This window comes from Pectobacterium versatile, assembly GCF_020166435.1.
GTDB classification, from domain to species: Bacteria; Pseudomonadota; Gammaproteobacteria; order Enterobacterales; family Enterobacteriaceae; genus Pectobacterium; species Pectobacterium versatile.
In genome coordinates, this window is the sequence record NZ_JAINZP010000011.1 from 41,780 (window position 1) to 68,675 (window position 26,896).

Here is a 26,896-nt window from a genome sequence, read left to right on the forward strand (position 1 = left end):
GGCTTGGCCGGTTGAACGCTGTTTGCAGCGGCCCGTCAGGGCGAGGCTCAGATATGAGTCGAGTATTGCCAACGCACATGCGGCTTGAAGTATGACGGGCATGAATAGGATTTTTTCATGACAGAGTGAGACAGATTCGTTAAAGTTTTTGACAATTTTTACCGTTATTCATTTTTTAATGACCTATCCAGTGCATTGGCAACACAACAGCGCAGGATAGCGCACAGCAATCAGATCGGAGTGGCATGTCTCATTCGAATCATCATCTGACTCGACGGCGTCTATTACAAACCGCAGCAGCAACCTGGCTGTTAAGCGTAAGTGGTGTAGGGATAGCGGCGACGACACAGGTCGTTGCCGTGCGCGTCTGGCCGTCCTCCGCCTATACCCGCGTCACGCTGGAGTCCAATCACCCGCTGAAATATAAACAGTTTAGTCTGAGTAATCCTGAACGCATCGTGGTGGATATCGAAAATGTTCATCTGAATAGTGTGCTGAAGGAGATAGCCAGCCAGTTTACGTCAGATAACGATCCGCTGATTAAAGAAGCGCGCATCGGACAGTTTGATAAAACCACGGTGCGCTTGGTGTTGGAACTCAAGCAGCAGGCGACGACCAAGGTCTTTACGCTGGGGCCGGTGGCTGAATTCAAGCACCGGCTGGTGCTGGATTTGTATCCTGCCGCAGGGCGCTACGACAACGAAGACGATCCGCTGCTGGCGCTGCTGGAGGATTACAACAAAGGCGATCTGGAACGTACGCTGCCAGCAGAAGCGCCGAAAGCCGGGAAGGCTGGGCGGGATCGTCCGCTGATTATCATGCTCGACCCTGGTCACGGCGGTGAAGATCCTGGTGCGATTGGCAAGAATAAAACGCGCGAGAAAGACATCGTGCTGCAAATCGCCCGCCGCCTGCGCAAGCTGATCGATAATGAATCCAACATGAAAGCGTATATGACGCGTAATGAAGATGTATTCATTCCGCTGCGCGTGCGGGTGGCGAAAGCGCGCAAGCAGCGTGCCGATCTGTTCATTTCGATTCATGCGGATGCGTTTACCAATCGATCGGCAAGAGGATCGTCGGTTTTTGCGCTGTCGAAGAAAGGGGCAACCAGTACCGCTGCCAGATTTCTGGCAGAGACCCAGAACGAATCGGATTTGATCGGTGGCGTGAGCATGAGCGGCGATCGCTATCTGGATCACACTATGTTCGATCTGGTGCAGACCGTGACCATCAGCGACAGTCTGAAGTTTGGTAAAGAGATCCTGACCCGGCTGGGTAGGGTGAATCATCTGCATAAAAACAGCGTCGATCAGGCCGGATTTGCGGTACTGAAAGCGCCGGATATTCCGTCTGTTCTTGTTGAGACGGCATTTATCAGCAATCTGGAAGAAGAGCGTAAGCTGCGCACCAGCCATTTCCAGCAGCAAATTGCGGAATCCATTTTTGCAGGAATTAAAGCCTACTTTGCCAGTCAGGCCGAACGGTAGTTGATGTTGTCGATGTAGCACGTGCGGTGACCGCGTCTTGCTGGCGCGGTTCAGAGGGAATAAATCGGTCTGGGACGTGGTGTAGGAACTGCATGGAAAATAGATGACGCAGAAAACAAAAAAGCACCCGTTAAGGTGCTTTATCGTTTTAGTCTTAGTTGGTTGCGGGGGCCGGATTCGAACCGACGACCTTCGGGTTATGAGCCCGACGAGCTACCAGGCTGCTCCACCCCGCGTCCGTATGATTTATTTTTACTTCTCTTGATGGACAACTCACATCAGTTGGTTGCGGGGGCCGGATTCGAACCGACGACCTTCGGGTTATGAGCCCGACGAGCTACCAGGCTGCTCCACCCCGCGTCCGTACTAACTTACTATCTACTTTCTTTACTACTTTCACTTCTCTTGATGGACGACTCACATCAATTGGTTGCGGGGGCCGGATTCGAACCGACGACCTTCGGGTTATGAGCCCGACGAGCTACCAGGCTGCTCCACCCCGCGTCCGTGGATGCGCACTATACTCTCCATGAGCATTGATGCAACCTATTTCTATAAAAAGCGCGGTATTGGGTTGTTAGGTGATTGATTTACCACCTGATAGGTTGTTTTGTGACCGCAATGTGGCGATAAGCAGAATCCCCTGACTTTTGTTACGCCGTGCGCCGAACGGAACACGCATGATCCGTGGATTTATAGGCTATCCCATTCCTTTCTCGATAGCCGTTTGTTATCGTTCGACGGTAAATTTTTTGATGTAAAAAGCGAGCGCAAAGATGAAGGGACGGTGGGGAAAATACGTGTTGACCGCAGTGGTCATTGCCATTCTGGCGGGGTGCCAATCCAGGCCAACCGATCGCGGGCAGCAATATAAAGATGGTCACCTCAACCAGCCTCTGGAATTGGTGAATGAACCTAATGCCAAAGGAAAACCAGTCAACGCACGGGATTTTATGACTCAGGTTTCTGAAATCCGGTCGGCGTCACCTAATCTGTATTCGCGCAATAATACGACCTTTCAGGCGATTGAAAACTGGATGATGTCAGGCGCGGATACCCGCGAGCTGAGCAAGTTTGGTCTGAACGCCTGGCAGATGGAAGGCGTCGATAACTTTGGTAACGTGCAGTTCACTGGTTATTACACGCCAGTATTGCAGGCGCGCCACACTCGTCAGGGTGAATTCCGCCATCCTTTATATGCCATGCCGTCAAAGGGCAAAAATAACCGCCGACTGCCAGATCGCGCCGGCATTTATTCAGGTGCGCTGGATGAGCGACTGGTTCTCGCCTGGACTAACTCGCTGGTCGATAACTTCATGATGGAAGTGCAGGGCAGCGCCTATATTGATTTTGGCGATGGACGCCCGCTGACGTTCTTTGGTTACGCTGGCAAGAACGGCCATGCCTACCGCAGTATTGGTAAGGTGCTGATCGATCGTGGTGAAGTCGCGCGTGAAGATATGTCGATGCAGGCGATCCGCAAATGGGCGGAGCAGCATTCCGAATATGAAGTGCGTGAACTGTTTGAGCAGAACCCTTCCTTTGTGTTCTTTAAGCCCATGATGTCTGCGCCCGTCAAAGGGGCTAGCGCCGTGCCGCTGGTGGCGAAAGCCTCCGTTGCCTCTGACCGTTCGTTGATCCCGGCAGGCACGGCTCTGTTAATGGAAGTGCCGCTGCTGGATAACGTAGGTAAATTCACTGGCAAGTATGAAATGCGCCTGATGATTGCGCTGGATGTCGGCGGAGCGATTAAAGGCCAGCACTTCGATATGTATCAGGGCATTGGGCCGGATGCGGGTCACTCGGCTGGCTTCTATAACCACTATGGCCGGGTCTGGGTTTTGAGGAACGCGCAAAGCAGCATGACGAACGGTTCAGGATCGCTGTTTGTCAACAATCCACAGTAGCCATTCTTTCGTTTGAAATCTCAGAAGTGGTGTAAAGATGAGCCACTTCTGAGATGAAACGCTTGCTCTCCACGCACCAGAACAGAATCAGCTGTTAAAGCCGTATTTGCTGCTCAGCCCTAATTCGTTCACGATACGAATACCTGAATCCAACGCTTCGCCCTGTAAACCCCGCAGCGGACGGCGCAGACTGCCAGCCGGTAAACCCACCGCCTTCATCAATGATTTCACCGCTACCGGGTTGATTGCCGAGTAGGTGTAATGCAGCAGCGGCAGCAAATGCTGGTACGCCTTACGGAAGCGCTCTGCATCCTCACCGTTTTTCCACGGACGAGAAATTTCAGCCAGTTCTGCTGGGGCAATATTGCCGGTCATGTTGGCCGTCCCATGCCCTCCCAACGACATCGTTGGCACCACCAGACCCAGATTGGGCGAGTCGCAGCACATCACCGACACATCGGGATTGCCTGCCAGCACTTGTGCGACCTGACCCACGCGGGTGGTGGATTCTTTATGAATAACGTAGTTCGGGTGTTGGAAAATACGCAGCAGCGATGTCCAGTGCAGGTCCGTTTTTACGCGCGGTGGGTTGTTATAAATCCCCAGCGGCAAATCGGTCGCGTCTGCAATTTCCAGAAAGTAGCTTTCGATATCGCTCTCGCTGGCACAGATATAGGCGGGGGCGGCGATAATGGCACCGTCTGCGCCGTTGTCATGTGCATAGCGAACATAATCAATGGTGGTATCGGTATTGTTACCGGTACAGCCGTAGAACAGCTTCATTTTGCTGGTGCTGTATTGCGCGGTTCGGCGGATGATCGCCTTTCTCTCATCTGGGGACAGCATGGACACTTCCCCTGTTGAGCCCATAATCAAAACGGCCGCGGTGCCGTTGTCTTCCTGGAATTTTAATAACGCCTCAAATGCGCCGAAATCCACGCTGCCATCGTCATTAAAAGGCGTAATGAGGGCAACGAATGACCCTTCAATTTTTTCTCTGCTCATGTCTGTTTCCTGTCAATGTAAACGTGTTGCGAATAACTAAAAATCAGGACTGAAGTGATGTCTCAGTCAGTGGTTTGGCGGTAAAACCCGCCTCGACAAAACGTAATAGATGCGACAGCACGCGATCGTCATCGCGGTTGTCACACAGCCCTTTGGAAAGCAACGCCAGACGGCCAGAACGCGGATCGGCGTCGGTTAACACGTGCATGGCGGCACCACGGGCAAATTCATAACGCCAGATAACCTCCGCGCGCGATAACGCCGGCAGCGCCCGAGAAAAGGCATCGATAAAACGGTGAGCGACGTGATCGAACTGGGCCGAAAGCAGGGCGGTTACCTCCAGACCCGGTGTCGCCCGCAAATGCTGTAACAGGCGAACGACAATACGTCCGCCGTCGGGCGTGCGAGCTGTTTTAACCAGCGGGCGCAATAGCGCATCCAGCAGCGCGGCAACGGGCAGTTCATCACCCTGGTTGGCCTTTTCCACCTCATCCAGCAGACGCGTTCTTTCGTCATTTAACGGGCCGAGAACGTTGTCCAACACGGCACGCAGTAATCCTTCTTTCGAACCAAAGTAATAATTCACCGACGCGACATTCACGTTGGTGGCTTCCGTTATTTCGCGAATCGTCGTTAGCTCACTGCCTTTGCAGGCGAAGATAGTGATGGCTTCACGCAGGATGCGCTGTTTAATGTCTGCCTCTTTTTCTTTGCTTTGATCTTTGGTTTTCAATAACGCCACCATGATTCATCCTTTTGCTCACGCTTGCCGTCGGGGGCACTGACGTCATGCGTTGTGATAGTGAGGCCGTGGAAAATGCGCTGTCGCTAGGCCAGTTCTTGAAAACCCAACTCTTGATAAACCAATGTTGCCCAATAGCGGATGCCTAGTGGGATCAGCGCGTCATTAAAGTCGTAGTGCGGGGTATGCAGGTGATGCACGGTGGACGCATTTTGGTCGCTGTTACCCAGCATCATGAATGCGCCGGGGCGCTGCTCCAGCATGTAGGCAAAATCTTCTGCACCCAGCAGCGGCGTCATCGCGGTGTCAACCTGTTCGAGTCCAACCACCTGCGCGGCGGCATTAACGGCTAACTGCGTGGCGTGCGTATCGTTGACCAGCGCGGGATATTGCCGTTCATAGTGCACGTCGGCCGTTGCACCAAAGCCTTGTGCGGTGCTGTGTGCCAGCTCTCGCAGGCGCGTTTCCAGCAGGTGACGAACGCTCGGCGAGTAGCTCCGCCCGGTTCCTTTAAGGATTATGCTGTCGGGGATAACGTTCGGGGCGTGGATATCGCCGCCCTGAATGTGACCGATGCTGAGCACCGCCGCGTCCATCGCAGGGACGTTACGGCTGACGATGGTTTGTAAGCCAAGCATAAATTGTGCGGCGGGTAGCGTCGGGTCGATAGAAAGGTGGACGCCTGAACCGCCGTGTCCGCCCGTGCCGTGAAACGTGACCTGCCAGGTATCGCTGGCTGCCAACATTGGACCGCTGCGAATCGCGAATTTGCCCACTTCGATACCGGGTTTGTTATGCAGACCAAACAGTCGGTTGCAGGGGAACGTGGTCAGCAGGCTGTCATTGAGCATGGCAAGCCCGCCGCCCAACCCTTCTTCCGCTGGCTGGAAAATAAAATGTACCGTGCCAGCGAAGTTGGGGTGCTGAGACAAATAGCGTGCGGCACCCAGCAGCATGGTGGTGTGTCCATCATGTCCGCAGGCATGCATTTTCCCGGCATGCACCGAAGCATAGGGCAGGTCCGTTTTCTCATTGATGTACAGCGCGTCCATATCTGCCCGCAGGCCGATGCTGTCTTCACCGGGATAATGACCATGTAGTGTGGCGACCACGCCCGTTCCACCGATGCCTGTTGTGACGGCAAGCCCCCACGCCGTCAGCTTTTCTGCCACTAATTGCGCAGTGGCAAACTCTTCAAAGCCAATTTCTGGGTGTTGATGAATATGGTGACGAATCGCAATCAGCTCAGGTAAAAAATCCTGAATGGCCGATTCCATCGCCGTTTGGTCAATAGCGGTTGGTGTCGGTGTATTCATCATGTGTTCTCTGTTCTTATCCATGCGCCTGTCTGCTCTTCGGCTGTGGAGACACAAGCGCATCACGCTGCCCACCGCCGGGGACGGCATCGATCAGCTTGCGGGTGTACGGGTGTTGTGGCTGATGCCAGATGCTGTGGTGATCGCCACTTTCCACACAGCGTCCGTTTTGCATGACCATGACCCGATCGGCGATATAACGCACCACGGCGAGATCGTGGGAAATAAACAGCAGCGACAGGCCCATTTCGTTTTTTAACTCAACCAACAGATTGAGGATCTGCGCCTGAATAGAGACGTCGAGTGCGGACACCGGTTCGTCGCAAATCACCAGCGAAGGGCGTACCACCAGCGCACGGGCAATGCCGATACGCTGGCGCTGCCCGCCGGAAAATTCATGGGGATAGCGACTCAGGCTGCTTTGTGGCAAACCGACGCGATCGATGATGTTTTTGATTGCCTGCTGTCGCTGCGAACGATCGCCAAGGCCGTGCACGATCAGCGGCGTTTCAAGAATATGTTGAATGCTGTGGCGTGGGTTCAGCGAAGCGTATGGATCCTGAAAAATCATCTGCACCCGCTGACGTAACGCTTTCAGCCGTGATTCTTTTAGCGTGGTGATGTCTTGCCCATCGAACACGATCTGCCCGTGTGAAGGCGGTAGCAGGCGCAGAATGGTTTTGGACAGGGTGGATTTACCACAGCCGGATTCGCCCACCAGACCGAGGGTTTCTCCGGGTAAAATAGTCAGTGACACATCGTCAACGGCCAGCACCTTGCCCTGTGCTGTTGAATAGCGGGTATGAATATTTTTCAGCGAGAGCAGCGGCGGCTGGTTTGTATCGGTGGCACGGTGAATCAAGCTGGGCGGTGTCAGCAGCGTAAAGCCTTCGTCCGTTGGCGCATGATGGATTTCCGCCAGCCGATGGGTACGGTAGTGCCTGTCTTGATCCATATGTAGCGATGTCGCTAACAGCCCGCGCGTATAGCTGTGCTTGGGGGAGAAGCGGTGTGTGGATGACTGAAACAGGTCGGCCGCCTGTGCTTCTTCTACCTTTTGCCCGGCATACATCACCGCCACGCGGTCGGCCCATTGTGCCACCAGCCCAAGATCGTGGGTAATCAGCAGCAGGCTCATCGAGAATTCACGACGCAGGTTATCCAGCAGCGCCAGAATCTGTGCCTGAATGGTAACGTCCAGCGCCGTGGTCGGCTCATCGGCAATCAGCAGACGCGGTCGGCACGCCACTGCCATAGCGATCATGACGCGCTGACGCTGTCCGCCAGAAAGGTTATGTGGATAGTCATCCACCCGGCGGGCGGGTTCTGGGATCTTGACCAGATCCAGTAGTTCGATGGCGCGCGTCCGTGCCTGTGCAGGCGTCAACGCTTCATGCAACCGCAGCGTTTCGCTAATCTGCTGCCCGATGGAAAGCACCGGATTGAGCGAGGTCATCGGTTCCTGAAAAATCATCGACAGCGCATTGCCACGCAGTTGACGCATCTGCCGATCCGGCAGGGTCAGCAGATCCTGTCCATCAAACAGAATACGACCGCTGATCTTTCCCGGTTCGGCGACCAGTCGCATCAGGGACAGCGCCGTCGCGGATTTACCGCAGCCGGATTCGCCGACCAGTGCCAGCGTTTCTCCGGCGTTAATCGTTAGGTTTAGCCCTCGAACGGCCTGATGACCGGGAAAATCGACGTGTAAATCTTGAATATCGAGCAGCGGCTTCATGCACTTCTCCCCCGTAACCGTGGGTTCAGGGCATCGTTCAACGCGTCGCCAACCAGATTCAATGACAGTACGGTTAAGACCAGTGCGGTGCCGGGCAGGGCAGTAAGAAACCAGGCGGTACGCAGCGACTCCCGGCCTGCGCCGATCATGCTGCCCCAGCTCACGCGGTTCGGATCGCCAAAACCTAAGAAGGACAGAGCGGATTCAATCAAAATGGCCGAGGCAACCATGACGGATGTCGTGACGATGATCGACGGCAGCGCGTTCGGCAGCATTTCCTGAAAGATGATACGCAGACTGGAAAATCCCTGACTGCGTGCGGCTAACACAAAATCGCTTTCACGCAAGGAGCGAAACTCGGCCCGTACCAGACGGGCAATCGTTGGCCACGAGGCAATCCCGATAGCCAGTGAAATCAGCGTAACCGACGGTGAACCGATAGCGACCAGCACCACGACCAGCAAAAAGGTTGGGAAGGTCTGGAACAGTTCGGTGATATGAACCAGCAGGTCATCAACCCGACCGCCAAAATAGCCCGCCAGTGCACCGACGACGGTGCCAATTAACAGGCTGACGATGACTGCCGAGAAGCCGATCTGCAAGGAAACCTGTGAACCGTGGACGATGCCGGCGGCGACATCACGGCCCATCGAATCGGTTCCTAAGGGGAAATCAGGATTCTCGCCCGGCCACAAGAAAGGCTGAGCGACCATATCCAGCGGATCGCCGGGATACAGTAACGGCGCGAAGGCGGCCATCAGAAATACCGTAATCAGCAACAGCAGGCCAGCCATCCCCGCGGGATTGCGGATAAATGCACGCATCTCCGGCGACAGGCGAAAAGGCGTTTTTAACGGGCGAGTTGCCGCTGAGCTAACGCCATCCGCTGTGGCTTTCTTCGGGGTGAGATTTTCAGGAGAAAGGTGATTCATATCAGCGCGCCTTAATTCGGGGATCGAGCCAGGATTGCAGTAAGTCCACCAGCACGTTAGCCAAAATAACTAAGAAGGCGGAAAGCAGCAGGACGCCTAATAAGACGTTGAAGTCGCGAGCCATCACCGCTTCCAGCGCCAGACGACCCAGTCCCGGCCAGCTAAAGACCGTCTCGACCACGGCCGCTCCACCCAGCAGATTGCCGAAGTGCATCCCCGCCACGGTAGTGATAGGCAGCAGCGCGCAGCGCAGAATGTGCCTGACGGTGACCCACAGCGGCGACAGCCCTTTGGCATGTGCAGTGCGCACGAAATCCTGCTGGGCGATCTCCAGCATGGCTGCGCGGGTCAGACGGGCATAAATGGCAATAAAAAAGCTGCTCAGCGCCACTACCGGAAGGATGGCATGCTGCAACATATCCTTGAAATACGCCCAGCCGGTCAGGCTCGCGCCGATGGTGATATTGCCGCCGCTTGGCAGCCAATCAAGATGTACGGAAAACAGAATCAGTGTCATCAGGCCGATCCAGAATCCCGGCGTGGAGTAGAGCAGCAGCGCGATGAGGGAGAGCAAGCGGTCGGGCCATTTGCCTGCCCACACTGCCATGATCGTTCCCAGCGTTATACCGATGATGATGGCAAAGGCCTGCGACAGCAGCATCAGGAATAGGGTGCCCGGCAACCGTGACAGGATCAGATCCATTACTGGCGCGTTGTAGCGAGGCGAAAAGCCGAGGCTGAACTGCGCCAAGTTACCCAAATAAACAGAGAGCTGTTGCAGTATGGGTTGATCGAGACCGAATTGAGCGCGCAGGTGTGCCATCGTCGCTTCGGTTGCATTGCCTGACTCGCCGGCCAGCACATCAACGGCGTCTCCCGGCACCAACTGCAACAGGAAAAACACCAGAATGATAATGCCAATCGCCGTTGGCAGCGCATGAAGCAGGGTACGCCACAGTACGCGCCCGATTCGTTCTACTTTATTCATCACATACCTTCATGAGAGTTCCCCTGCCCGCGCAGGGGAATGCTGTATTACGATTACTGATCTAGCCACACGTCGGCCAGGCTGCCGTTAACGCCCTGAATATCCGTGACGACGTTATGTACGCGTTTGTTGTAAATCGTCTGGCGCTTAATCTGGAGCAGGTTCAAATCGGGAATATCGGTGGCGATGATGCGTTGGAACTGTTTGTACAACTCCACGCGCTTTTCAGGATCGGTTTCCACGGCGGCCTGCTCAAGTAGATGGTCGACTTCCGGGTTGCTGTAATGTGAACCGTTGCCGAAAGGCACGCCCGGTTGGTAGGTTTTTGACCAGTACAGGCGCTGGACGCCTACGGCGGGATCGAACAGGTTCGAGATAGAGCCGTTGTTGAAGTCAAAGTCGCGGTCGGTATAAACGCGCTTAACGAAGGTGGCGAAATCCTGCGAGCGAATGGTGACGTCGATGCCGACTTTGGCGAGTGACGATTTAAGGTATTCCGCTACGCGTTTGAAGCTATCGCCATAGGGCATGAAGTCATGTACCAGCTTGAAGCGGATACCGTTTGCCTGACGTGGGAAGCCAGCTTCATCCAGCAACTGGTTCGCTTTGGCAATATCGAAGCCATAAGGAGAAGGTGTCGCATCATGGAACTGCGCCAGCTCCGGCGTAATGGGTGTCGGTGAACTTACCGCGTAGCCGTACCACACCACGTTTTTCAACACATCAATATTGATGCTGTGCGCAATGGCCTGGCGAACTTTCAGGTTCTTCAGGTAAGGGTTATCCAGATTGAACTCGATGCGAGTTTGCGTTGGGCTATAGCCGTAGCCGTTGGTTTCAATGCCCAGCTTGGGGTTTTTCTTGATGCGTTCAATTTCACTCAGCGGAACGGGAGAGTCGCTTCCCAGATCCAGCGCGCCAGTTTCAAGTGCAATCGTGCGAGTGGCGGCATCGGGAATGATTTTCACCACCAGTTTATCGACGTAAGGCTTGGGGCTGTCCCAGTAGTTCGGGTTACGTTCATACAGGATATGGCTGCCACGAACCCATTCTTTGAAGACGAACGGACCGGTACCAATCGGTGCGGTATTGTGAGGATTCGACAGAATGTTTGTGCCTTCATATAAGTGTTTCGGCACGATAGGCGCTTCGTTGGCGGAGAACGCGCTCAGTAGATAAGGTGCGGGTTTTGACAGTTCAAGAATCGCGGTATACGGATCGGGCGTTTTCACTTCGGTGACGTTGGCAAACGTGCCCTGACCGCGTGAATTGTATTTTTTGACGGTCAGAATAGAAAACGCGACGTCCGCAGAGGTGAAGTCTTGCCCATCATGCCATTTCACGCCTTTACGCAAATGGAACGTATATTGTTTGCCGTCCGGGCTAACTGACCAACTGGTCGCCAACTGCGGGGTCGGTTTCATATCGAAATCATAATTCAACAGGCCTTCAATGACCTTGGCGTTGACCTTCATCACCGCTCCGCTGGTGCTAACCAGACTGGTTAACACCGGCGGTTCAGGCTCGGCCAAAAAATTCAGCGTGCCGCCGCGTTTGGGAGTCAGGGTTTCCGCCTGTGCGGCAAGGCCGAATAGCGAAGACGTCAGAATCAACGCTGATAAGAATAGATTTTTTTTCATATTTCCCATCCGTATGCAGAGGGCAGCGTTGTGCGCTCCGCCTTTATTTTTTAATGGCGTGTTTTGAGTGATGTGTTTTGGGTGACAAAAAACCGTTCTCTTCAGGAGGAAGAGAAATAAGGCTGAATTAAGTCAACATCGGGGCAGTAATGAAATAGCGTCATTACCGTTGCTGTGTGGCGTAATGGGTTTCATGCTGCGTTCCTGGTTTGAATAACGAAAAAATAATAAAACGGCCTGAATCACCTCTTTATTTTCTGGTTAAACCCTAGCCTAACGCGTGTTTTAAACGAACGTTTTAATATGGATAAGTAATGTCACATTACGCATAAGCTATTCACTCTTCTTGCTGTTGGGGGCGTGGATTATTCAGGTTATTATCCACCCTGCTAATTACTTATTCTGAGGTTGTCATGGCGATTAAACGTTATCCACATCTTGCGCATTGGGGCGCGTTTACCGCTGTGGTTGAAGACGGCAGACTGATTCGATGCGAGCCGTTTGCTGACGATCCAGCACCGTCCGCCATGCTCGATTCCATCGTACCGCTGGTGTATTCCGACCGACGTATCCGTCGGCCTTCGGTGCGTCGTTCCTGGCTTCAGAAACGCGAAAACAGCGACAGAACGCTGCGCGGCCGGGAGGACTTTGTTGAGGTAGATTGGGACGTCGCGCTCGATCTGGTTGCGCAGGAGAATCGCCGTATTCGCGATCGCTACGGTGCGGACGGCATGTTTGCGGGTTCCTACGGTTGGTCATCTGCCGGGCGCTATCACCATGCGCGTTCTCAGGTACGACGCTTCTATTTTTCCGGCGGCGGCGCGGTCGATCAGCAGGGCAATTACAGCTGGGGCGCGGCGCAGTTCTTCCTGCCGTACGTGATTGGCACCTTCCACCCGCTGACGGGCAAGGTAACCGAATGGCGCAGCGTCGCCGAGCACTGTGATATTTTCCTCGCGTTTGGCGGTCTGTCGCTGAAAAATGCACAGGTGGCCTCCGGCGGTGCTGGGCACCATACGCTTAAGCCCGCGTTGGAAGCGCTGGTGGCAAAAGGGATTCCGGTCATCAACATCAGCCCGATGCGCGATGACTGCCCTGAATTTGTGAATGCCGAGTGGATTCCAATCCGCCCGAATACCGATGTCGCCCTGATGCTGGCTCTGGGCTATGAAATTCAGCGTTTGGGCGCTGACGATAAGGATTTCCTGCAACGCTACTGCGTTGGCTACGAGCAATTGAGTGACTACTTGCACGGTCGCGGCGACGGTGTGGTGAAAACCCCCGAATGGGCCAGCGACATCACGGGTATTCCTGCCGAGCGCATCCGACGTCTGGCGCAGCAGTTGATTGGTGTACGCAGCTTTATTACCTGCTCTTACTCCGTGCAGCGCGCACACCGTGGCGAACAGCCTTACTGGATGATGATTGCGCTGTCTTCCATGCTGGGACAGGTGGGGTTACCGGGCGGTGGATTCTCCTTCGGCCACGGTTCGATGAACAGCGTCGGCAATGAGCGTATTTCAACGCCTGCGCCCGCTTCTCCGTCAACTCCGAACGCGGGGCAGGCGATCCCTGTGGCGCGTATTGCCGATATGCTACTGCATCCGGGAACGCCTTATACCTTTCAGGGCGAAACCCATACTTATCCCGATATTCATCTGATTCACTGGGCGGGCGGTAATCCGTTCCATCATCACCAGCAGTTGAACCGTCTGGTGGACGGCTGGCGTAAGCCGGATACGGTGATTGTGCAGGATATCGTCTGGACGCCCGCGGCGCAGATGGCGGACATCGTGCTGCCCGTCACCACCACTCTGGAGCGTAATGACATCGGCGGGTCGTCTCGCGATCGCTTTATCTTTGCCATGCATCAGGCGATTGCGCCGCAGCATCAGGCGCGTAATGACGTGGATATTTTCAGCGAACTGGCGGAGCGTCTGGGCTATGGCGACGCATTCACGCAAAACCGTAGCGAGCAGCAATGGCTGGAACATCTGTATGACGAATGCCGAGCAAGGCAGCGGGATGCCGCTGACAGCTGGCCGTCATTTGAGGAATTCTGGCAGCAGGGACATGTAGAAATCCCGATGGATGAAAAGCCGTTTGTGTTCTTTGAGGATTTCCGCCGCGATCCGCAGCAGCATGCGCTGAGTACGCCAAGCGGTAAAATTGAACTGTTCAGCTCGGCCATCGCCAGCTATGGCTATGCCGATTTTGCGCCGCATCCTGAGTGGCAGCCTCCCGTTGAATGGCTGGGAGCCAAAAGCTCGGAAGAATGGCCGCTGCACTTTATTTCCATTCAGCCATCTGACCGGTTGCACAGTCAGTTGGCTGCTACGCCGCAGGTTGCTGCGAATAAAACCGCAGGAAAAGAGACGCTGTACATGCACCCGCAGGATGCCGCCAAACGGGATATCGTCGACCGTTCTCAGGTGGAAGTCAGAAACGCGCGTGGCCGTATTCTGGCGGGCGTACAGATTACCGACGGCGTCACGCCGGGCGTGGTGATCATGTCCACCGGTGCTTGGTTTGAACCCGGCTTCGGCCAGAAAACGTGGCATCCGGTTGAACAATCAGGAAATGCAAATGTATTGACGCTGGATATCGGTACGTCGCCGCTGACGCAGGGGCCGAATGCTATGAGCTGTCTGGTAGATGTCGTGCGGGTTTAGCGCTATCCTGAGCCGCTTTTTCTCGCTGTTTTATTTTCCTGTGATTTTGTTTTCGTAAGGTTGGTTTAATGAGTACGCAATTATCCGAAGCCTATTTGCAACGCTTCGGCGGCACCGCGCGGTTATATGGTCAACAGGCGCTGGCGCTGTTTTCTCAGGCTCACGTTTGCGTGATTGGCATTGGTGGCGTCGGCTCCTGGGCGGCTGAGGCGCTGGCACGTACCGGCATCGGCGCGATCACGCTGATCGATATGGATGATGTGTGTGTCAGTAACACCAACCGGCAGATCCACGCGCTGCGTCAGCACACTGGGCAGTCGAAGACGGAAGTGATGGCTGAACGTATTCTGGCGATCAACCCAGAATGTCACGTCACCTGCGTGGATGATTTCATCAGCGCGGAGAACGTGGCCGAACTGCTCGACCAGAATTTCAGCTATGTGATTGATGCCATCGACAGCGTGCGTCCGAAGGCGGCGCTGCTCTCCTACTGTCGCCGCTATAAGATCCCGGTGGTGACGACGGGCGGTGCGGGTGGACAGATCGATCCGACCCGCATTGAGGTGGTCGATCTGGCGAAAACCATTCAGGATCCGCTGGCTGCCAAGCTACGTGAACGGCTCAAGCACGATTTTAACGTGGTGAAGAACAGTAAAGGGAAGCTGGGGATCGACTGCGTATTTTCCAGCGAACCGCTGGTTTATCCGCAGCCTGACGGCTCCGTCTGTGCGTCTCGCAGTACGGCCGATGGGGTGATGCGTATGGATTGCGCGTCAGGCTTTGGTGCCGCGACAATGGTCACCGCAACCTTTGGGTTTGTTGCGGTATCTCATGCGCTGAAGAAGATGATGGCGAAAAGGGAAAGGGCGTCTGCGTTGCAGAAATAAATAGCCTGAGTGGTTCTACTTGAGTGAAGCCTCTTGCTCGGCAATCTCCTTGATTCTGGCGGCCAGCGCCGCCAGCCCGCTTGAACGTGAAGCGCTGAGCTGAGCGCGTAGCCCCAGGCTATCGAACAGCGCCAGCGGATCGTGCTGCAATAGCGCTTCTGGCGTTTTTCCTTCAACGGCGGTTAACAATACCGCCAGTAATCCCCGCACAATGCGCCCGTCGCTGTCGCCGTAAAAATGCAGCCTGCCGTCTTCCTGACGCTGATAACCCAGCCAGACGCGATTTTCACAGCCGGATAATGAAATTTCCTCGGTTTTCAGCACGTCGGGCAGCGTTGGTAACGCCTTTGCCAGCAAAATGAGCTGCCGATAGCGATCTTCCCACGCGCGGCAGGCATCGAATCGCGCCAGCAGGTCGGCGACGGTGGTGTGGTGGCCAAAAGGATGCGTGGTGTCAGTTGTCTGGGTCATGGTTTAGTCGATCAATAATTCAAGGGCGCTGCCCACTGCGGCGATCAGCGCAGCAACATCCTGTTGGTTGTTATAGGGGGCAAACGAGGCGCGGAGCGTGCCGCTGACGCCGAGCGCGTCCATCAGCGGCTGCGCACAGTGATGCCCAGCACGCAGTGCGATGCCGCTTTCGGCTAGCAGCGTAACCAGATCGCTGTGGTGCACATCGGCAATATCAAAGGACAGCACGCTGGACTGCGGGCTACGGAAACTGCGAAAGCCGGGGAACTGCGCTAAATACGTTTCGGCAAGCTGCGCTAACTGCTGGCTGTGCTGCTCTGCTGCGTGCCAGTCCAGCGTGGTCAGCCAGTCTAGCGCCGCAGACAGGCCAAGCACGCCAGCAATGTGCGGGGTTCCCGCTTCAAAACGCTGTGGAATCGCCTGCGGTTTGAAGCCGTCAAAGGAAACCTGCGTCATCATTTTCCCGCCGCCTTGCCACGGCATCATGCTTTCCAGTAAGGCAGTTTTGCCGTACAGCACGCCGATCCCGGTTGGAGCATAAAGCTTGTGCCCGGAAAACGCATAGAAATCGATATCCAGCGCCTGTACATCGGGCGGGCAGTGAACAATGCCCTGCGCACCGTCAACCATTACTACCGCACCATAGCGGTGAGCCAGCGTAATCGCCCGCGCCAGATCGGGCTGGCCGCCTGTCACGTTTGACATCTGTCCCAGCGCCAGCAGGCGGGTTTTTGGCGTGATCAGCGTGGCTAACTGTTCGATATCCGGTAAAAAGTCCGCGCCTATCGGTAACTTCACGATGTTCGCGCCAGTCTGCTGCGCCACCATCAGCCACGGAATGAGGTTCGCGTGATGTTCTGCTTCGCTAACGACGATCTCGTCGCCCGGTTGAAGGCGAGGGCGTGCATAGCTCTGCGCGACCAGATTGATCGCTTCCGTCGTGCCTCTGGTCCAGACAATGGAACGCGGATCGTCGGCGTGGAGCAACGTGGCGACTTGCTCACGAGCGCCTTCAAAACGCTGGGTTAACGCCTGCGCGCCGCGATGCTGGCTGCGATGCACCGTACCACTCTCGCTGCCATAGAACGCCTGCACCGCATCAATGACGGACTGTGGTTTCAGCGCAGTCGCGGCGCTATCAAGATAGACAGTCGAATGCTGGAGAGCGGGAAACTGTTGGCGAAAGGTGGCGGTGTTAAACGGTGTCATGAGCATCCTCTTTTGGAGGGCAGATCCTGTCCCATTTTGTCGAGAGAGACAAGTTTAGGACTATGCCTAATGCGATTTTATGGAAAAAAAATCAACTATTGCTACGCTTTAAAGTGTTAATTTTCAGGATTTCCTGATGAATAAGGTTAACTAGAAGACATTTAAATTCATTGAGGGTTAACTATGAAGAATAAAATTTCTATTTTTGCCGCTATCGTAATGGCGTTTTCTCTGGCAGCCTGTTCCAGTAATTACGTCATGCATACCAATGACGGTCGTACCATTGTTGCAGAGGGGAAACCGAAGGTGGATGATGAGACGGGTATGATCAGCTATACCGATGCCTACGGTCAGCAGCAGCAAATTAACCGTGATAATGTGAAAGAAATGGCGAAAGGGAAATAGTGCCGTTTGCCCATACCCTAAATAATTCGAGTTTCAGGCAGGCGGCAAGAGAAGGAATCCCGACGAGCTTACTCAGGTAAGTGATTCGGGTGAGTGACAAACCTGCCATAGGCAGGTTTGAACGCTGCTTGCAGCGGCCCCAACGGGGCGAGGCACACGGCAGTGCGCCGAGTAGCGCAGCCAACGCACATGCAACTTGAAGTATGACGGGTATATCATCACACGTTGCCTGTTAAGTTATGCCAGATGCTAGATAAGCGTGTTATGGCATTCAGGTGTGAAACGTAAGCAAAAAAAAGCACCGCAATTTGCGGTGCTACACAAAAAATCACTTTGGACAGACAGGGTAAATGTACAGGAAGTGAATAGGGTAGACTCGCTACCACATCTGCAAAAGGCAGACAAACAAATAGCAAACACAACATCACAACCACAAGCCAAAAGCACCTCAGGTCACCCCTCCGCACTTTTCGTTCCGGCCCAGGAAGTTGCGCTAATATAGGTATTTGCTGGTACATCCTCAACGGACAAATTATAATGTCTCGGATTACAAAAACTAATATACCCGTCATACTTCAAGCTGCATGTGCGTTGGCCTCCCTTACTCACCCCAGTCACTTACTCATGTAAGCTCCTGGGGACTCGTGCGGTTGCCGCCTTCTTGCAACTCGAATTATTTAGGGTATCGATGTACCCATCATTTTTTCGTTGTGGAGAGGTTGGTCGCTGTCGATTATTTTGATCGTGTAGACAGCGGAGCGACTGGGCGATTTCCCATTGTCGTCTTTCTGCATCTTAAGCGTTATTGGGTACGAATGTGCCTGATAAATCGCTGATTTAGCGTAAACCAAAAGATTTCATTCATGTCAAAACGTCTCCCTCCGCTCAACGCATTGCGCGTTTTTGATGCGGCGGCTCGCCATTTAAGTTTTACCAAAGCAGCAGAAGAACTGTTTGTCACGCAGGCTGCCGTCAGCCACCAAATTAAGTCACTGGAAGATTTCCTGGGGCTTAAATTATTCCGCCGTCGTAATCGCTCTCTGCTACTGACGGAAGAAGGGCAAAGTTACTATCTTGATATCAAAGAGATCTTCTCCTCTTTGAATGATGCAACCCGTAAGCTGCAATCCCGCAGCGCCAAAGGCGCGTTAACGGTCAGCCTGTTGCCCAGCTTTGCTATTCATTGGCTGGTGCCGCGTCTTTCAAGTTTTAACTCTGACTATCCAGGGATTGATGTTCGTATTCAGGCCGTGGATCGCGATGAAGATCGTCTGGCGGATGATGTGGATGTCGCGATTTTCTATGGTCGGGGCAACTGGCCGGGGTTACGAGTAGAAAAGCTGTACGCCGAGTATCTTTTGCCCGTTTGTTCACCGGTATTGCTGACGGGGAATCACCCGTTAAAAACGCCGGATGATTTGGTGGCACATACGCTGCTGCACGATGCGTCGCGTCGTGACTGGCTGTCCTATACGCGTCAGCTTGGCGTGCAGATTAACGTGCAGCAAGGGCCGATTTTCAGCCACAGCGCGATGGTGTTGCAGGCGGCGATCCACGGGCAGGGCGTAGCGCTGGCGAATAATGTGATGGCACAGACGGAAATCGAAGCTGGGCGACTGGTGTGTCCGTTTAACGATGTGCTGGTCAGCCGGAATGCTTTTTATCTGGTATGTCATGACAGTCAGGCAGAACTGGGTAAAATAGCCGCCTTTCGCCATTGGATTCTGGCGCGGGCAGCCAGCGAACAGGAAAAATTTCGCTTCCGCTATGACAACGGCACGCGCTGAAGCCGTGTCGCTGGTTGTCGAAGAGGGATTGACCGAATAGCTCACAGGTAACTACGTTTCAGACTGATGATAGATCTATTTGCAGAATGAAAACGGTAGTAACGGAATGGAAGAGTAAAGCGTTTGCGCCATGGATGGCGCAAGCCGAGCGCACAGGGACGTGTTTACAGCGACTTTACGATCTATCCGTTACTACCGCTCGGCGGTCTTTGTCAGCAACCTTGTTTATAGGTAACAACGATTATAGGTAACTACGATGAATAGTCGTTTCATGCTGGTGTTTGCTGCTATCAGCGGCTTCACTTTTGTCGCGCTGGGTGCGTTTGGCTCTCACGTTCTCAGCAAAACGCTGGGCGCAACGGAGCTGGGCTGGCTACATACCGGCCTTGAATATCAGGCATTTCACACGCTGGCGATTTTGGCACTATCGGTTGCGATGCAACAGCGAACCAATCTGTGGTTTTACTGGAGCAGCGTTTTTCTGGCGTTGGGAACGGTACTCTTCAGCGGAAGTTTGTACTGTCTGGCGCTTTCTCACCTGAAACTGTGGGTTTATGTGACGCCAATTGGCGGAGCCTGTTTTCTGGTGGGGTGGATATTAATATTGATTGGCGCACTGCGTCTGAAGAGAAAGGCTAAACGCCATGAATAAAGTCATTTTGTATTGCCGCTCTGGGTTTGAGAAAGAGTGTGCGGCGGAAATAACGGAAAAAGCCACGGAGCATAATGCCTTTGGCTTCGCGCGGGTAAAAGAGAACAGTGGCTACGTTGTGTTTGAATGCTATCAGCATGAAGATGCCGAACGTCTGGTAAAAACGCTGCCGTTTCATGAGCTGATTTTTGCCCGCCAGATGTTCCTGAGCGGTGAACTGCTGCGCGATCTGCCGCCGGAAGACCGCATCACGCCAATCGTTGGTATGCTGACGGGAGCCATTGAGCGTGCGGGGGAGCTGCGCGTCGAAGTTCCCGACACCAATGAAAGCAAAGAGCTGATGAAGTTCTGCCGCAAATTCACCGTGCCGCTGCGTGCTGCATTACGCGAGCATAAAATTCTGCTGGGCTATGAAAAAGCGGATCGTCCGGTGCTGCATGTGTTGTTCATTGCGCCCGGCTGCTGCTATGCCGGTTACTCTTATAGCAATAACAATTCACCGTTTTATATGGGGATCCCACGCCTCAAGTTCCCTTCCGATGCACCAAGCCGTTCGACACTTAAGCTGGAAGAAGCGTTTCATGTCTTTATTCCTGCCGACGAGTGGGATGAGCGTCTGGGCAGCGGCATGTACGCGGTGGATTTAGGTGCCTGCCCCGGCGGCTGGACTTACCAACTGGTTAAACGCAGCATGATGGTTTATGCGGTAGACAACGGCCCGATGGCACCGAGCCTGATGGATACCGGACAGGTGATGCACCATCAGGCGGATGGCTTCCGCTTCGAAGTGCCGCGTAATAACGTGTATTGGCTGGTGTGCGATATGGTGGAGAAACCGGCGAAAGTCACCAGCCTGATGAGCGATTGGCTAATCAAGGGCTGGTGTCGTGAAGCGATATTCAACCTGAAGCTGCCGATGAAGAAGCGCTATGAAGAAGTGTCGCAGAATCTGGCCGTGCTACGTGAGCGCCTAAGCGAAAATGGGATTAATGCCGAAGTGCATGCCAAGCATTTGTACCATGACCGTGAAGAAATCACGGTGCATGTTCGTCGTTTCTGGAGTGCGGTGCCTGGCCGTCGCGACGAGCGATAATCTCGTGCTGATGCGTACCTGGGGTCACTCAGGTACGCATCTGTATTCATCCGCTAGTGAGAATGCGGCGGGGCGCTATTCTGCACTGGCAGCCTCAGCTGCTGCAGATTGCCATTAAGCGTTAAATCGGTACGCAGCATCGCGATTTGACGACTGATCAGCGCCATTTCCTTATGCTGTTCCAGCTTCTTACGCCACTTTTCCGGTACGGCATCTAACTGCTGATACAGCGCCTCCAGACTCCCTGCCTGTTGTAAAAGCTGTGCGGCACTTTTAGAGCCGATTCCTGTGACACCTGGAATCTTGCTGCTGCTAATGCCTGCCAGCCCCCAGTAGTCTGTCAACTGCTGCGGTGACACACCAAATTCCTGTTCGATAAACGGCAGATCCAGCCAGCGTTTCTGAAAATAATCCCTGATCTGAATGTGTGGAGCCAATAGCTGGCAGTACCCTTTATCGGTCGACACGATCGTTGCCTGATGGCCCGCTGATGATAGCTTGACGGCCAGCGTAGCCGCCAGATCGTCGGCTTCATTGCCGAGGCTATGCCAGCTTGCTACGCCAACGGCGGCAAAGGCCGCTTTAATCTGCGGGAGTTCCTGCTTCAAATTATCCGGCATTGGCGTGCGTCCTGCCTTGTAGTCCGGCAAGAGTTGGTGACGCCAACTGGTATCGCGATCTTCATCATCAAAGACGGCCACCGCGTGCGTAGGCTGGCTGTGCTGTATGAGTTGATGCAGCGCATGTTGGCATGCCGTGATACAGGGCGAACCTTGTACCGCATGAATGCGACGTATCAGATTGAGCGCGTCGACAATCAGCAAATGGACGGGCATCGCGTAATTCCTGATGTGATAAGAGGGGGAAGCAGGGCTTCCCCACGTAGGTATGACCGAGCGGTGAACCGTTAGGCGCAGATTTCGTAGCAGGGAATATAGGCGCTGCCGGGCAGCTTCATGCGCTGCTGTGCGACAAAGCCCTGTAGCAGCGTATCCATGCTTTTCATCATCTGCGGGTCGCCGTGAATTTTGTACGGCCCACGTTGCTCAATTGCCTGAATACCGACCTCTTTCACATTACCGGCCACAATACCGGAGAACGCCCGGCGTAGCGCGGCAGCCAGCTCTTCAGCTGGCTGATTCGGATGCAGGTTGAGGTCGGCCATATTTTCATGTGTCGGCTCAAAGGGCAGTTGCAGGTCGGGTGCGATGCGCAGTGACCAGTTAAAGCTGTAAGCATCGCCCGTGTGGCGGCGGCTTTCTTTCACCTGCGGCATCGCTTTCTTCATCTGACGGGCGACTTCTGCGGCGTCATTAATGACGATCGAGTAGTAACGGCGCGCCTGACGGCCCAGCGTGCTAACAATGAATTCGTCCAGCACGCGGAAATAGTCTGCACTTTCCTCCGGCCCGGTCAGGATAATCGGCAGCACCTGCTCGCTGTTTTCTGGGTTCATCATGATGCCCAGCAGATAGAGGAACTCTTCTGCCGTTCCGACCCCGCCGGGGAAAATGATGATGCCATGTCCGATACGGACAAAGGCTTCCAGACGCTTTTCGATATCTGGCATGATAATCAGTTCATTGACCAGCGGATTAGGCGGCTCGGCGGCAATGATGGACGGTTCAGTCATGCCGATGAAGCGTCCTTCTTTATAGCGCTGCTGCGCATGACCGACGGCGGCACCTTTCATTGGTGCTTCCATCGCACCCGGACCGCAGCCCGTGCAGATATTCAGTTCACGCAGGCCGAGCTGACTGCCCACCTTGCGAGCATACTGGTATTCGATTTCATTAATCGAGTGGCCGCCCCAGCAGACCACCATGTTCGGTTCTTCCCCAACGTGGAGCGCTCTGGCATTACGTAGGATAGAGAACACTAGATTGGTAATATGGGCGGAATTTTCCAGATTCAGGTTCTGATAGCGGCCTGCGCTGGCGATTTGGCCGTTGACGAACAGAATGTCGCGCAATACGGCGAACAGGTTAGCCTGCAAGGCGCGAATGATGTTGCCGTCAACGAAGGCGTCTTCCGGCGGGTTCACCAATTCCAGTTTGACGCCGCGCTCGCGGCGCAGCACGTTGATATCAAAATCTTCATAACGAGACAGCAGCTCTTTGCTGTTATCTGTCTGGCTACCGGAATTCAGTACGGCGAGGGAACAGTTGCGAAACAAACGGTAGAGATCGCTGCTGGCTGTGCTTTTCAGCATGTCCACTTCCAACTGCGATAACAAATCCATCGATCCCAATGGGCTGATATGTGTAATCAATTTTGCTCCTTGAAACGCAATATAATTCGCGATGCCATGCTGGCTGCCGAGAGCACGTTCCGTTGTTACACGCTCGACGTTTCAGCAGCACGGCACGAATGTCATTCATTTAAGACACGACGCGGAACGCGCATGCGTTAAATACCGCGAGCCTAAATGAAACCTACTTGAGCACCGTTCAGACGTTATGGATCTTTTGTTGTCTGGCACACCACCTTAACGCGCTACCATCATTTTTTCCAATGTTGACAACTGCTTCTCGCCTAACTTGCGTGACGCCACGCATATTAGCGTGCAAGCCTGCGATTTATCGGCCGGTTACTGGCGTGGCAGGCGTCCATTTGGCGCGTTAAACGCGGTGTTACTGCGCCACGGGTTGATATCCAGTCCGCCGCGCCGGGTATAGCGGGCATACACGCTAAGTTTTTCCGGCTGGTAATAGTGTGTGATGTCGTTAAAAATTCGTTCCACACACTGTTCGTGAAATTCGTTATGATGACGAAACGAGACAATGTAGCGCAGCAGCGCTTCACGGTTGATGCGCTTGCCGCGATAGTGAATTTGTACCGAGCCCCAGTCGGGCTGATGGGTGATCAAACAGTTGGATTTCAGCAGGTGGCTGACCAGCGTTTCTTCAACGACAGGCGCGTCCTGCTCGTTTGTCGCCAGATAGTCGGCGTTGAAGCCGTAGCTGTCGATCTGAATGTCTTCGTCGTCGATGCACTCGCCTGTGAATCCCGCTAGCGGTTGGCCTTCAAGCTCGCTGAGTTTGAAAAGCGTGATGCTGACATCTCCCTGAGCACAATGCGCCAGATCTTTGGCTAACGTTGCGCGTACGCTTTCCCAACTGTCGAATGTCGTCTGATTAAAGCTGTTCAGATACAGCTTAAAACTTTTTGATTCAATCAGATTCAGGCTTTCTGCATTGAGATGCATTTCACCGACGGCCACCTGAGGCACGCCGCGATTGTTCAGCCAGGAAAGCTCATAGAGCGTCCAGATATCCGCGCCATGAAAAGGCAGATTGTCAGGATAAATACCGAGTGGATCGCGGTTCAGGCTACGTGGCACGGGTTGCAGAAGTGCGGCATCATAGCGGTCGTGATAGGGAGTGGGTTTGCCCAGTGTCAGCCCGCTCAGGGCCTGATGCTTGTCATAGACGGACATGCTGTTACCTTGATGTGATAAGCGTGATGGCGAATAGTGTAACCTGACTAAAAGAGTGATGAGAAAAATTATGGAGCATGAGGTTGTTTCAGCACTGGCGGCGTTTACGCAGCGCTATGTTGCCTGTTGGCAGCAGGAAAAGGGGCATTTGCCTGCCAGTGAAGCACTTTACGGTATACCTTCCCCGTGTATTGTCGAAAATCATGAAGATACGGTTTACTGGTCTCCACAGCCTTTTTCTTCTTCAGCCGCATTGGATGGTGTGGAACGTGCGCTGGAAATCAGACTGCATCCCGATATTCATGCTTTTTACACCGCGCAGTATGCTGGGGATATGGTTGCGCAGTTTGATTCGCTATCTTGCCAGCTTTTGCAGGTGTGGAGCGAAGAGGATTTCACCCGGATGCAGGAGAATCTGATTGGTCATTTATTAACGCAGAAGCGCCTTAAGCTCACGCCCACGCTGTTTTTAGCGACGACCGATTCGGAGCTGACAATGGTGTCGCTGTGTAATGTTTCTGGGGAAATCATCTTGGAAGCGTTCGGCACGAAAAAACGGCAGCTCTTAGCGCCTACGCTGGCTGCGTTTCTTTCTGACCTTAATCCGTTAGTGGCCTAATGGTTAATCGAATTTCACTTTCTGCTTTGTAAGAGATCTCTTACATTTGCTGTAAGAAATGTCTTATCTTTAATGTTGAAAATAGGTTTCATTTTTATTTTTTCATTATTAATTAGTTAATTATAGCCAAAATTTATAGTATTGCTTAAGGGGAGTTGAGAAACATTGTCACTTACCCCTTGCCGAAAGCTGACAATTAATACATCTTATTACTTAAGTTAGTAACCGGTTACAGTGTGTGTAGCGATGACTATCAGTAACAAAATAACGTTACTGCACTCGGGTTCTTTTCAGGAAGAGAGATTGTTTTAGGAAGAAACAGCAGTTTCAGGAAGAAACACGATTTCAGGATGAAATCAGGGACACCTCCAGGAAGGAGACCGAGAGCCGATTAGGAATATCGGTGGGGCAGGAGCCTAAAGGGATTGAATCACGGAAGATACAGGATGGACACGTCAGGAAGAAAGTGGGACGCCAGCAAGGATTGTAGGTCAGGATGACCAAAAAGGAAAAGTTTTCACGGATGAGCAGGGATGCAAATGTGTAGCGGGATAGCTATAAAACGAACCGGGGGTACTGAGCAATCAGTACCCCCAATTTTTTGCCTTTAACGGTTTGGTACTGGTGCTATTGCCTATACTGCCTGACCCAAATACGACGATTGGGTCAGGCTGATATCAGTGCTATGCTTTGCCGCCATTACTGTTGGTGTCAAGGGCGAGAAACCGCATGAGTAGAGAAAACCAGGTTCGTCAGTCATTATTCGATATTGAGCGCGCGTTGAGGGAAAGCCCTTTCTGGCAGGTTGTCCCGCCGGAAGAGGAGGCGTTTAACAGCACGGAGCCCTTTAGCCTCGATACCATGAAACCCGAAGAGTGGCTGCAGTGGGTCTTTTTGCCACGTATGCATGCCTTATTGGACAGCGAGCTAGCGTTGCCCGCTGAACTGGCTTTACTGCCTTATTTTGAAGACGCGCTGGAAGGGTCGCCAGAAGAAACTGCAGCGGTTCTGTTGCGTATCAAGCTGCTTGATGAGCTATTCACCCCCGATGTACAGGATGGCGCAGTGCACGATGCTTGAGATTATTTATCAGGATGAGCATCTGGTTGCCGTCAATAAACCCAGCGGCTGGTTAGTCCATCGTAGCTGGCTGGATCGTAAAGAAAAAGTTGTGGTGATGCAGACCGTGCGCGATCAGATCGGCCAGCACGTGTATACCGTTCATCGTCTCGACAGGCCAACATCCGGCGTATTGCTGCTCGCGCTGTCCAGCGAGGTCGCGCGGGCGTTATCCCAGCAGTTTGAATCGCATCAGATGCAGAAAATGTATCATGCCGTTGTGCGGGGCTATGTGCTGGATGACGGCGTGATCGATTATGCGCTCACCGAAGAGCTGGACAAGATCGCCGACAAATTTACCAATCCTGATAAGGCGCCGCAGCCTGCTGTCACGCATTACCGTTCTTTGGCGCAGGTCGAGATGCCGGTTGCCATCGGCCGTTACCCAACGGCACGCTACAGTCTGATGGAGTTGAAGCCACAGACCGGGCGCAAGCACCAACTCCGCCGCCATATGACACATATCCACCATCCCATCATCGGCGATACCGCGCATGGCGACCTGCGACACAATCGCGGTATGGAATCGCACTTCTCCTGCGGCAGGCTCATGCTGCATGCCAGCGAGTTGCAGCTGAATCATCCGGTGAACGGGCAGCCATTGACGTTGCAGGCGCGTTGGGATGCACCGTGGCAGGGCGTGATGACACAGTTTGGCTGGAAGGGGATTCTCCCTGAGTTTGAAGGGGTTGAGTTTCCTGCCGACTCAGGTCAGGATAGCGAGCATTTCGTCGAGCAGTAATCTCTGTCTTATTACTGCCGTATTACTTTTATATCAAACATAT

General features: G+C 53.7%; 23 protein-coding genes and 3 tRNA genes. 11 read left to right on the top strand and 15 right to left on the bottom strand.

What is annotated here, in order from left to right; all coding sequences use genetic code 11:
• Positions 1 to 245: 245 nt before the first annotated feature.
• Positions 246 to 1,490 (top strand): N-acetylmuramoyl-L-alanine amidase AmiC, encoded by a 1,245-nt coding sequence (gene amiC, locus K7X24_RS13900; protein ID WP_224555379.1) that lies wholly within the window; start codon positions 246 to 248, stop codon positions 1,488 to 1,490.
• A gap of 159 nt (positions 1,491 to 1,649) precedes the next feature.
• On the opposite strand, the gene K7X24_RS13905 is transcribed toward amiC, so the two are convergent.
• From K7X24_RS13905 to K7X24_RS13915, 3 genes are all read right to left on the bottom strand, one after another.
• Positions 1,650 to 1,726: transfer RNA gene (locus K7X24_RS13905), tRNA-Met, on the bottom strand.
• Positions 1,727 to 1,773: 47 nt separating this feature from the next.
• Positions 1,774 to 1,850, bottom strand: a tRNA-Met gene (locus K7X24_RS13910).
• 67 nt (positions 1,851 to 1,917) lie between these two features.
• Positions 1,918 to 1,994 (bottom strand) — tRNA-Met (locus K7X24_RS13915).
• 272 nt (positions 1,995 to 2,266) lie between these two features.
• On the opposite strand from K7X24_RS13915, the gene mltA reads away from it, so the two are divergent.
• Positions 2,267 to 3,397, top strand: a complete 1,131-nt coding sequence (mltA, locus tag K7X24_RS13920) for a murein transglycosylase A (protein WP_224555380.1) — start codon at positions 2,267 to 2,269, stop codon at positions 3,395 to 3,397.
• An 87-nt stretch (positions 3,398 to 3,484) separates the two neighbouring features.
• Here mltA and K7X24_RS13925 read toward each other — a convergent pair whose 3' ends face one another.
• From K7X24_RS13925 to K7X24_RS13955, 7 genes are all read right to left on the bottom strand, one after another.
• Positions 3,485 to 4,402 carry a 4-hydroxy-tetrahydrodipicolinate synthase family protein gene (locus K7X24_RS13925; RefSeq protein WP_010309677.1) on the bottom strand — a complete coding sequence of 306 codons (918 nt, stop codon included), beginning with the start codon at positions 4,400 to 4,402 and terminating at the stop codon, positions 3,485 to 3,487.
• Positions 4,403 to 4,445: 43 nt separating this feature from the next.
• Positions 4,446 to 5,147 carry a TetR/AcrR family transcriptional regulator gene (locus tag K7X24_RS13930; RefSeq protein ID WP_010309680.1) on the bottom strand — a complete coding sequence of 234 codons (702 nt, stop codon included), beginning with the start codon at positions 5,145 to 5,147 and terminating at the stop codon, positions 4,446 to 4,448.
• 83 nt (positions 5,148 to 5,230) lie between these two features.
• Positions 5,231 to 6,484, bottom strand: coding sequence for a M20 aminoacylase family protein (locus tag K7X24_RS13935; protein WP_224555381.1), 1,254 nt, complete (start codon positions 6,482 to 6,484; stop codon positions 5,231 to 5,233).
• Entirely contained in the window at positions 6,477 to 8,198 is a 1,722-nt protein-coding gene (locus K7X24_RS13940; protein ID WP_224555382.1) for an ABC transporter ATP-binding protein, read from the bottom strand. Before K7X24_RS13940 ends, K7X24_RS13935 begins: the two co-directional genes overlap by 8 nt.
• Entirely contained in the window at positions 8,195 to 9,130 is a 936-nt protein-coding gene (locus K7X24_RS13945; RefSeq protein WP_224555383.1) for an ABC transporter permease, read from the bottom strand. The genes K7X24_RS13940 and K7X24_RS13945 overlap by 4 nt, the downstream gene beginning before the upstream one ends.
• A 1-nt stretch (position 9,131) precedes the next feature.
• The gene (locus K7X24_RS13950) at positions 9,132 to 10,118 is read right to left on the bottom strand and encodes an ABC transporter permease (protein WP_224555384.1); all 987 of its coding nucleotides are present in this window, start codon (positions 10,116 to 10,118) and stop codon (positions 9,132 to 9,134) included.
• A gap of 53 nt (positions 10,119 to 10,171) precedes the next feature.
• Positions 10,172 to 11,758 carry an ABC transporter substrate-binding protein gene (locus tag K7X24_RS13955; protein WP_224555385.1) on the bottom strand — a complete coding sequence of 529 codons (1,587 nt, stop codon included), beginning with the start codon at positions 11,756 to 11,758 and terminating at the stop codon, positions 10,172 to 10,174.
• A 413-nt stretch (positions 11,759 to 12,171) separates the two neighbouring features.
• On the opposite strand from K7X24_RS13955, the gene K7X24_RS13960 reads away from it, so the two are divergent.
• Both K7X24_RS13960 and tcdA read left to right on the top strand, forming a co-directional pair.
• Positions 12,172 to 14,430, top strand: a complete 2,259-nt coding sequence (locus K7X24_RS13960; RefSeq protein ID WP_224555386.1) for a molybdopterin-dependent oxidoreductase — start codon at positions 12,172 to 12,174, stop codon at positions 14,428 to 14,430.
• A 68-nt stretch (positions 14,431 to 14,498) separates the two neighbouring features.
• Positions 14,499 to 15,317 (top strand): tRNA cyclic N6-threonylcarbamoyladenosine(37) synthase TcdA, encoded by an 819-nt coding sequence (gene tcdA / locus K7X24_RS13965; protein ID WP_182812851.1) that lies wholly within the window; start codon positions 14,499 to 14,501, stop codon positions 15,315 to 15,317.
• A 15-nt stretch (positions 15,318 to 15,332) separates the two neighbouring features.
• On the opposite strand, the gene csdE is transcribed toward tcdA, so the two are convergent.
• Positions 15,333 to 15,788, bottom strand: a complete 456-nt coding sequence (csdE, locus tag K7X24_RS13970; protein WP_039506354.1) for a cysteine desulfurase sulfur acceptor subunit CsdE — start codon at positions 15,786 to 15,788, stop codon at positions 15,333 to 15,335.
• 3 nt (positions 15,789 to 15,791) lie between these two features.
• Positions 15,792 to 16,997 (bottom strand): cysteine desulfurase CsdA, encoded by a 1,206-nt coding sequence (gene csdA, locus K7X24_RS13975; RefSeq protein WP_224555388.1) that lies wholly within the window; start codon positions 16,995 to 16,997, stop codon positions 15,792 to 15,794.
• Positions 16,998 to 17,180: 183 nt separating this feature from the next.
• Between csdA and K7X24_RS13980 the strand changes: the two genes are divergently transcribed.
• The 4 genes from K7X24_RS13980 (at position 17,181) to rlmM (ending at position 20,934) form a co-directional block, all read left to right on the top strand.
• A complete protein-coding gene (locus K7X24_RS13980; protein ID WP_005975888.1) occupies positions 17,181 to 17,402 on the top strand; it encodes a YgdI/YgdR family lipoprotein in 222 nt (73 codons plus the stop codon).
• Positions 17,403 to 18,265: 863 nt separating this feature from the next.
• A complete protein-coding gene (locus K7X24_RS13985) occupies positions 18,266 to 19,189 on the top strand; it encodes a transcriptional regulator GcvA (RefSeq protein WP_039362098.1) in 924 nt (307 codons plus the stop codon).
• 256 nt (positions 19,190 to 19,445) lie between these two features.
• On the top strand, positions 19,446 to 19,841 hold the full coding sequence (locus tag K7X24_RS13990) for a DUF423 domain-containing protein (protein WP_103861178.1): 396 nt from the start codon (positions 19,446 to 19,448) through the stop codon (positions 19,839 to 19,841).
• On the top strand, positions 19,834 to 20,934 hold the full coding sequence (gene rlmM / locus K7X24_RS13995; RefSeq protein WP_103157900.1) for a 23S rRNA (cytidine(2498)-2'-O)-methyltransferase RlmM: 1,101 nt from the start codon (positions 19,834 to 19,836) through the stop codon (positions 20,932 to 20,934). Before K7X24_RS13990 ends, rlmM begins: the two co-directional genes overlap by 8 nt.
• 53 nt (positions 20,935 to 20,987) lie before the next feature.
• On the opposite strand, the gene xni is transcribed toward rlmM, so the two are convergent.
• The 3 genes from xni to queF all read right to left on the bottom strand — a co-directional run bounded on the left by xni (position 20,988) and on the right by queF (position 24,373).
• Positions 20,988 to 21,770, bottom strand: a complete 783-nt coding sequence (xni, locus tag K7X24_RS14000; RefSeq protein WP_224555390.1) for a flap endonuclease Xni — start codon at positions 21,768 to 21,770, stop codon at positions 20,988 to 20,990.
• A 71-nt stretch (positions 21,771 to 21,841) separates the two neighbouring features.
• Positions 21,842 to 23,206, bottom strand: coding sequence for a nucleotide 5'-monophosphate nucleosidase PpnN (gene ppnN / locus K7X24_RS14005; RefSeq protein WP_039490387.1), 1,365 nt, complete (start codon positions 23,204 to 23,206; stop codon positions 21,842 to 21,844).
• 318 nt (positions 23,207 to 23,524) lie between these two features.
• Positions 23,525 to 24,373: an NADPH-dependent 7-cyano-7-deazaguanine reductase QueF gene (gene queF, locus K7X24_RS14010; RefSeq protein WP_224555392.1), complete on the bottom strand. Its 849-nt coding sequence runs from the start codon at positions 24,371 to 24,373 to the stop codon at positions 23,525 to 23,527.
• A 70-nt stretch (positions 24,374 to 24,443) separates the two neighbouring features.
• On the opposite strand from queF, the gene syd reads away from it, so the two are divergent.
• The 3 genes from syd (at position 24,444) to truC (ending at position 26,853) form a co-directional block, all read left to right on the top strand.
• A complete protein-coding gene (gene syd / locus K7X24_RS14015) occupies positions 24,444 to 24,992 on the top strand; it encodes a SecY-interacting protein (RefSeq protein ID WP_224555394.1) in 549 nt (182 codons plus the stop codon).
• Positions 24,993 to 25,721: 729 nt separating this feature from the next.
• Positions 25,722 to 26,072, top strand: a complete 351-nt coding sequence (locus K7X24_RS14020; protein WP_103861172.1) for a YqcC family protein — start codon at positions 25,722 to 25,724, stop codon at positions 26,070 to 26,072.
• Entirely contained in the window at positions 26,065 to 26,853 is a 789-nt protein-coding gene (truC, locus tag K7X24_RS14025) for a tRNA pseudouridine(65) synthase TruC (protein ID WP_224555395.1), read from the top strand. The genes K7X24_RS14020 and truC overlap by 8 nt, the downstream gene beginning before the upstream one ends.
• Positions 26,854 to 26,896: the final 43 nt, after the last annotated feature.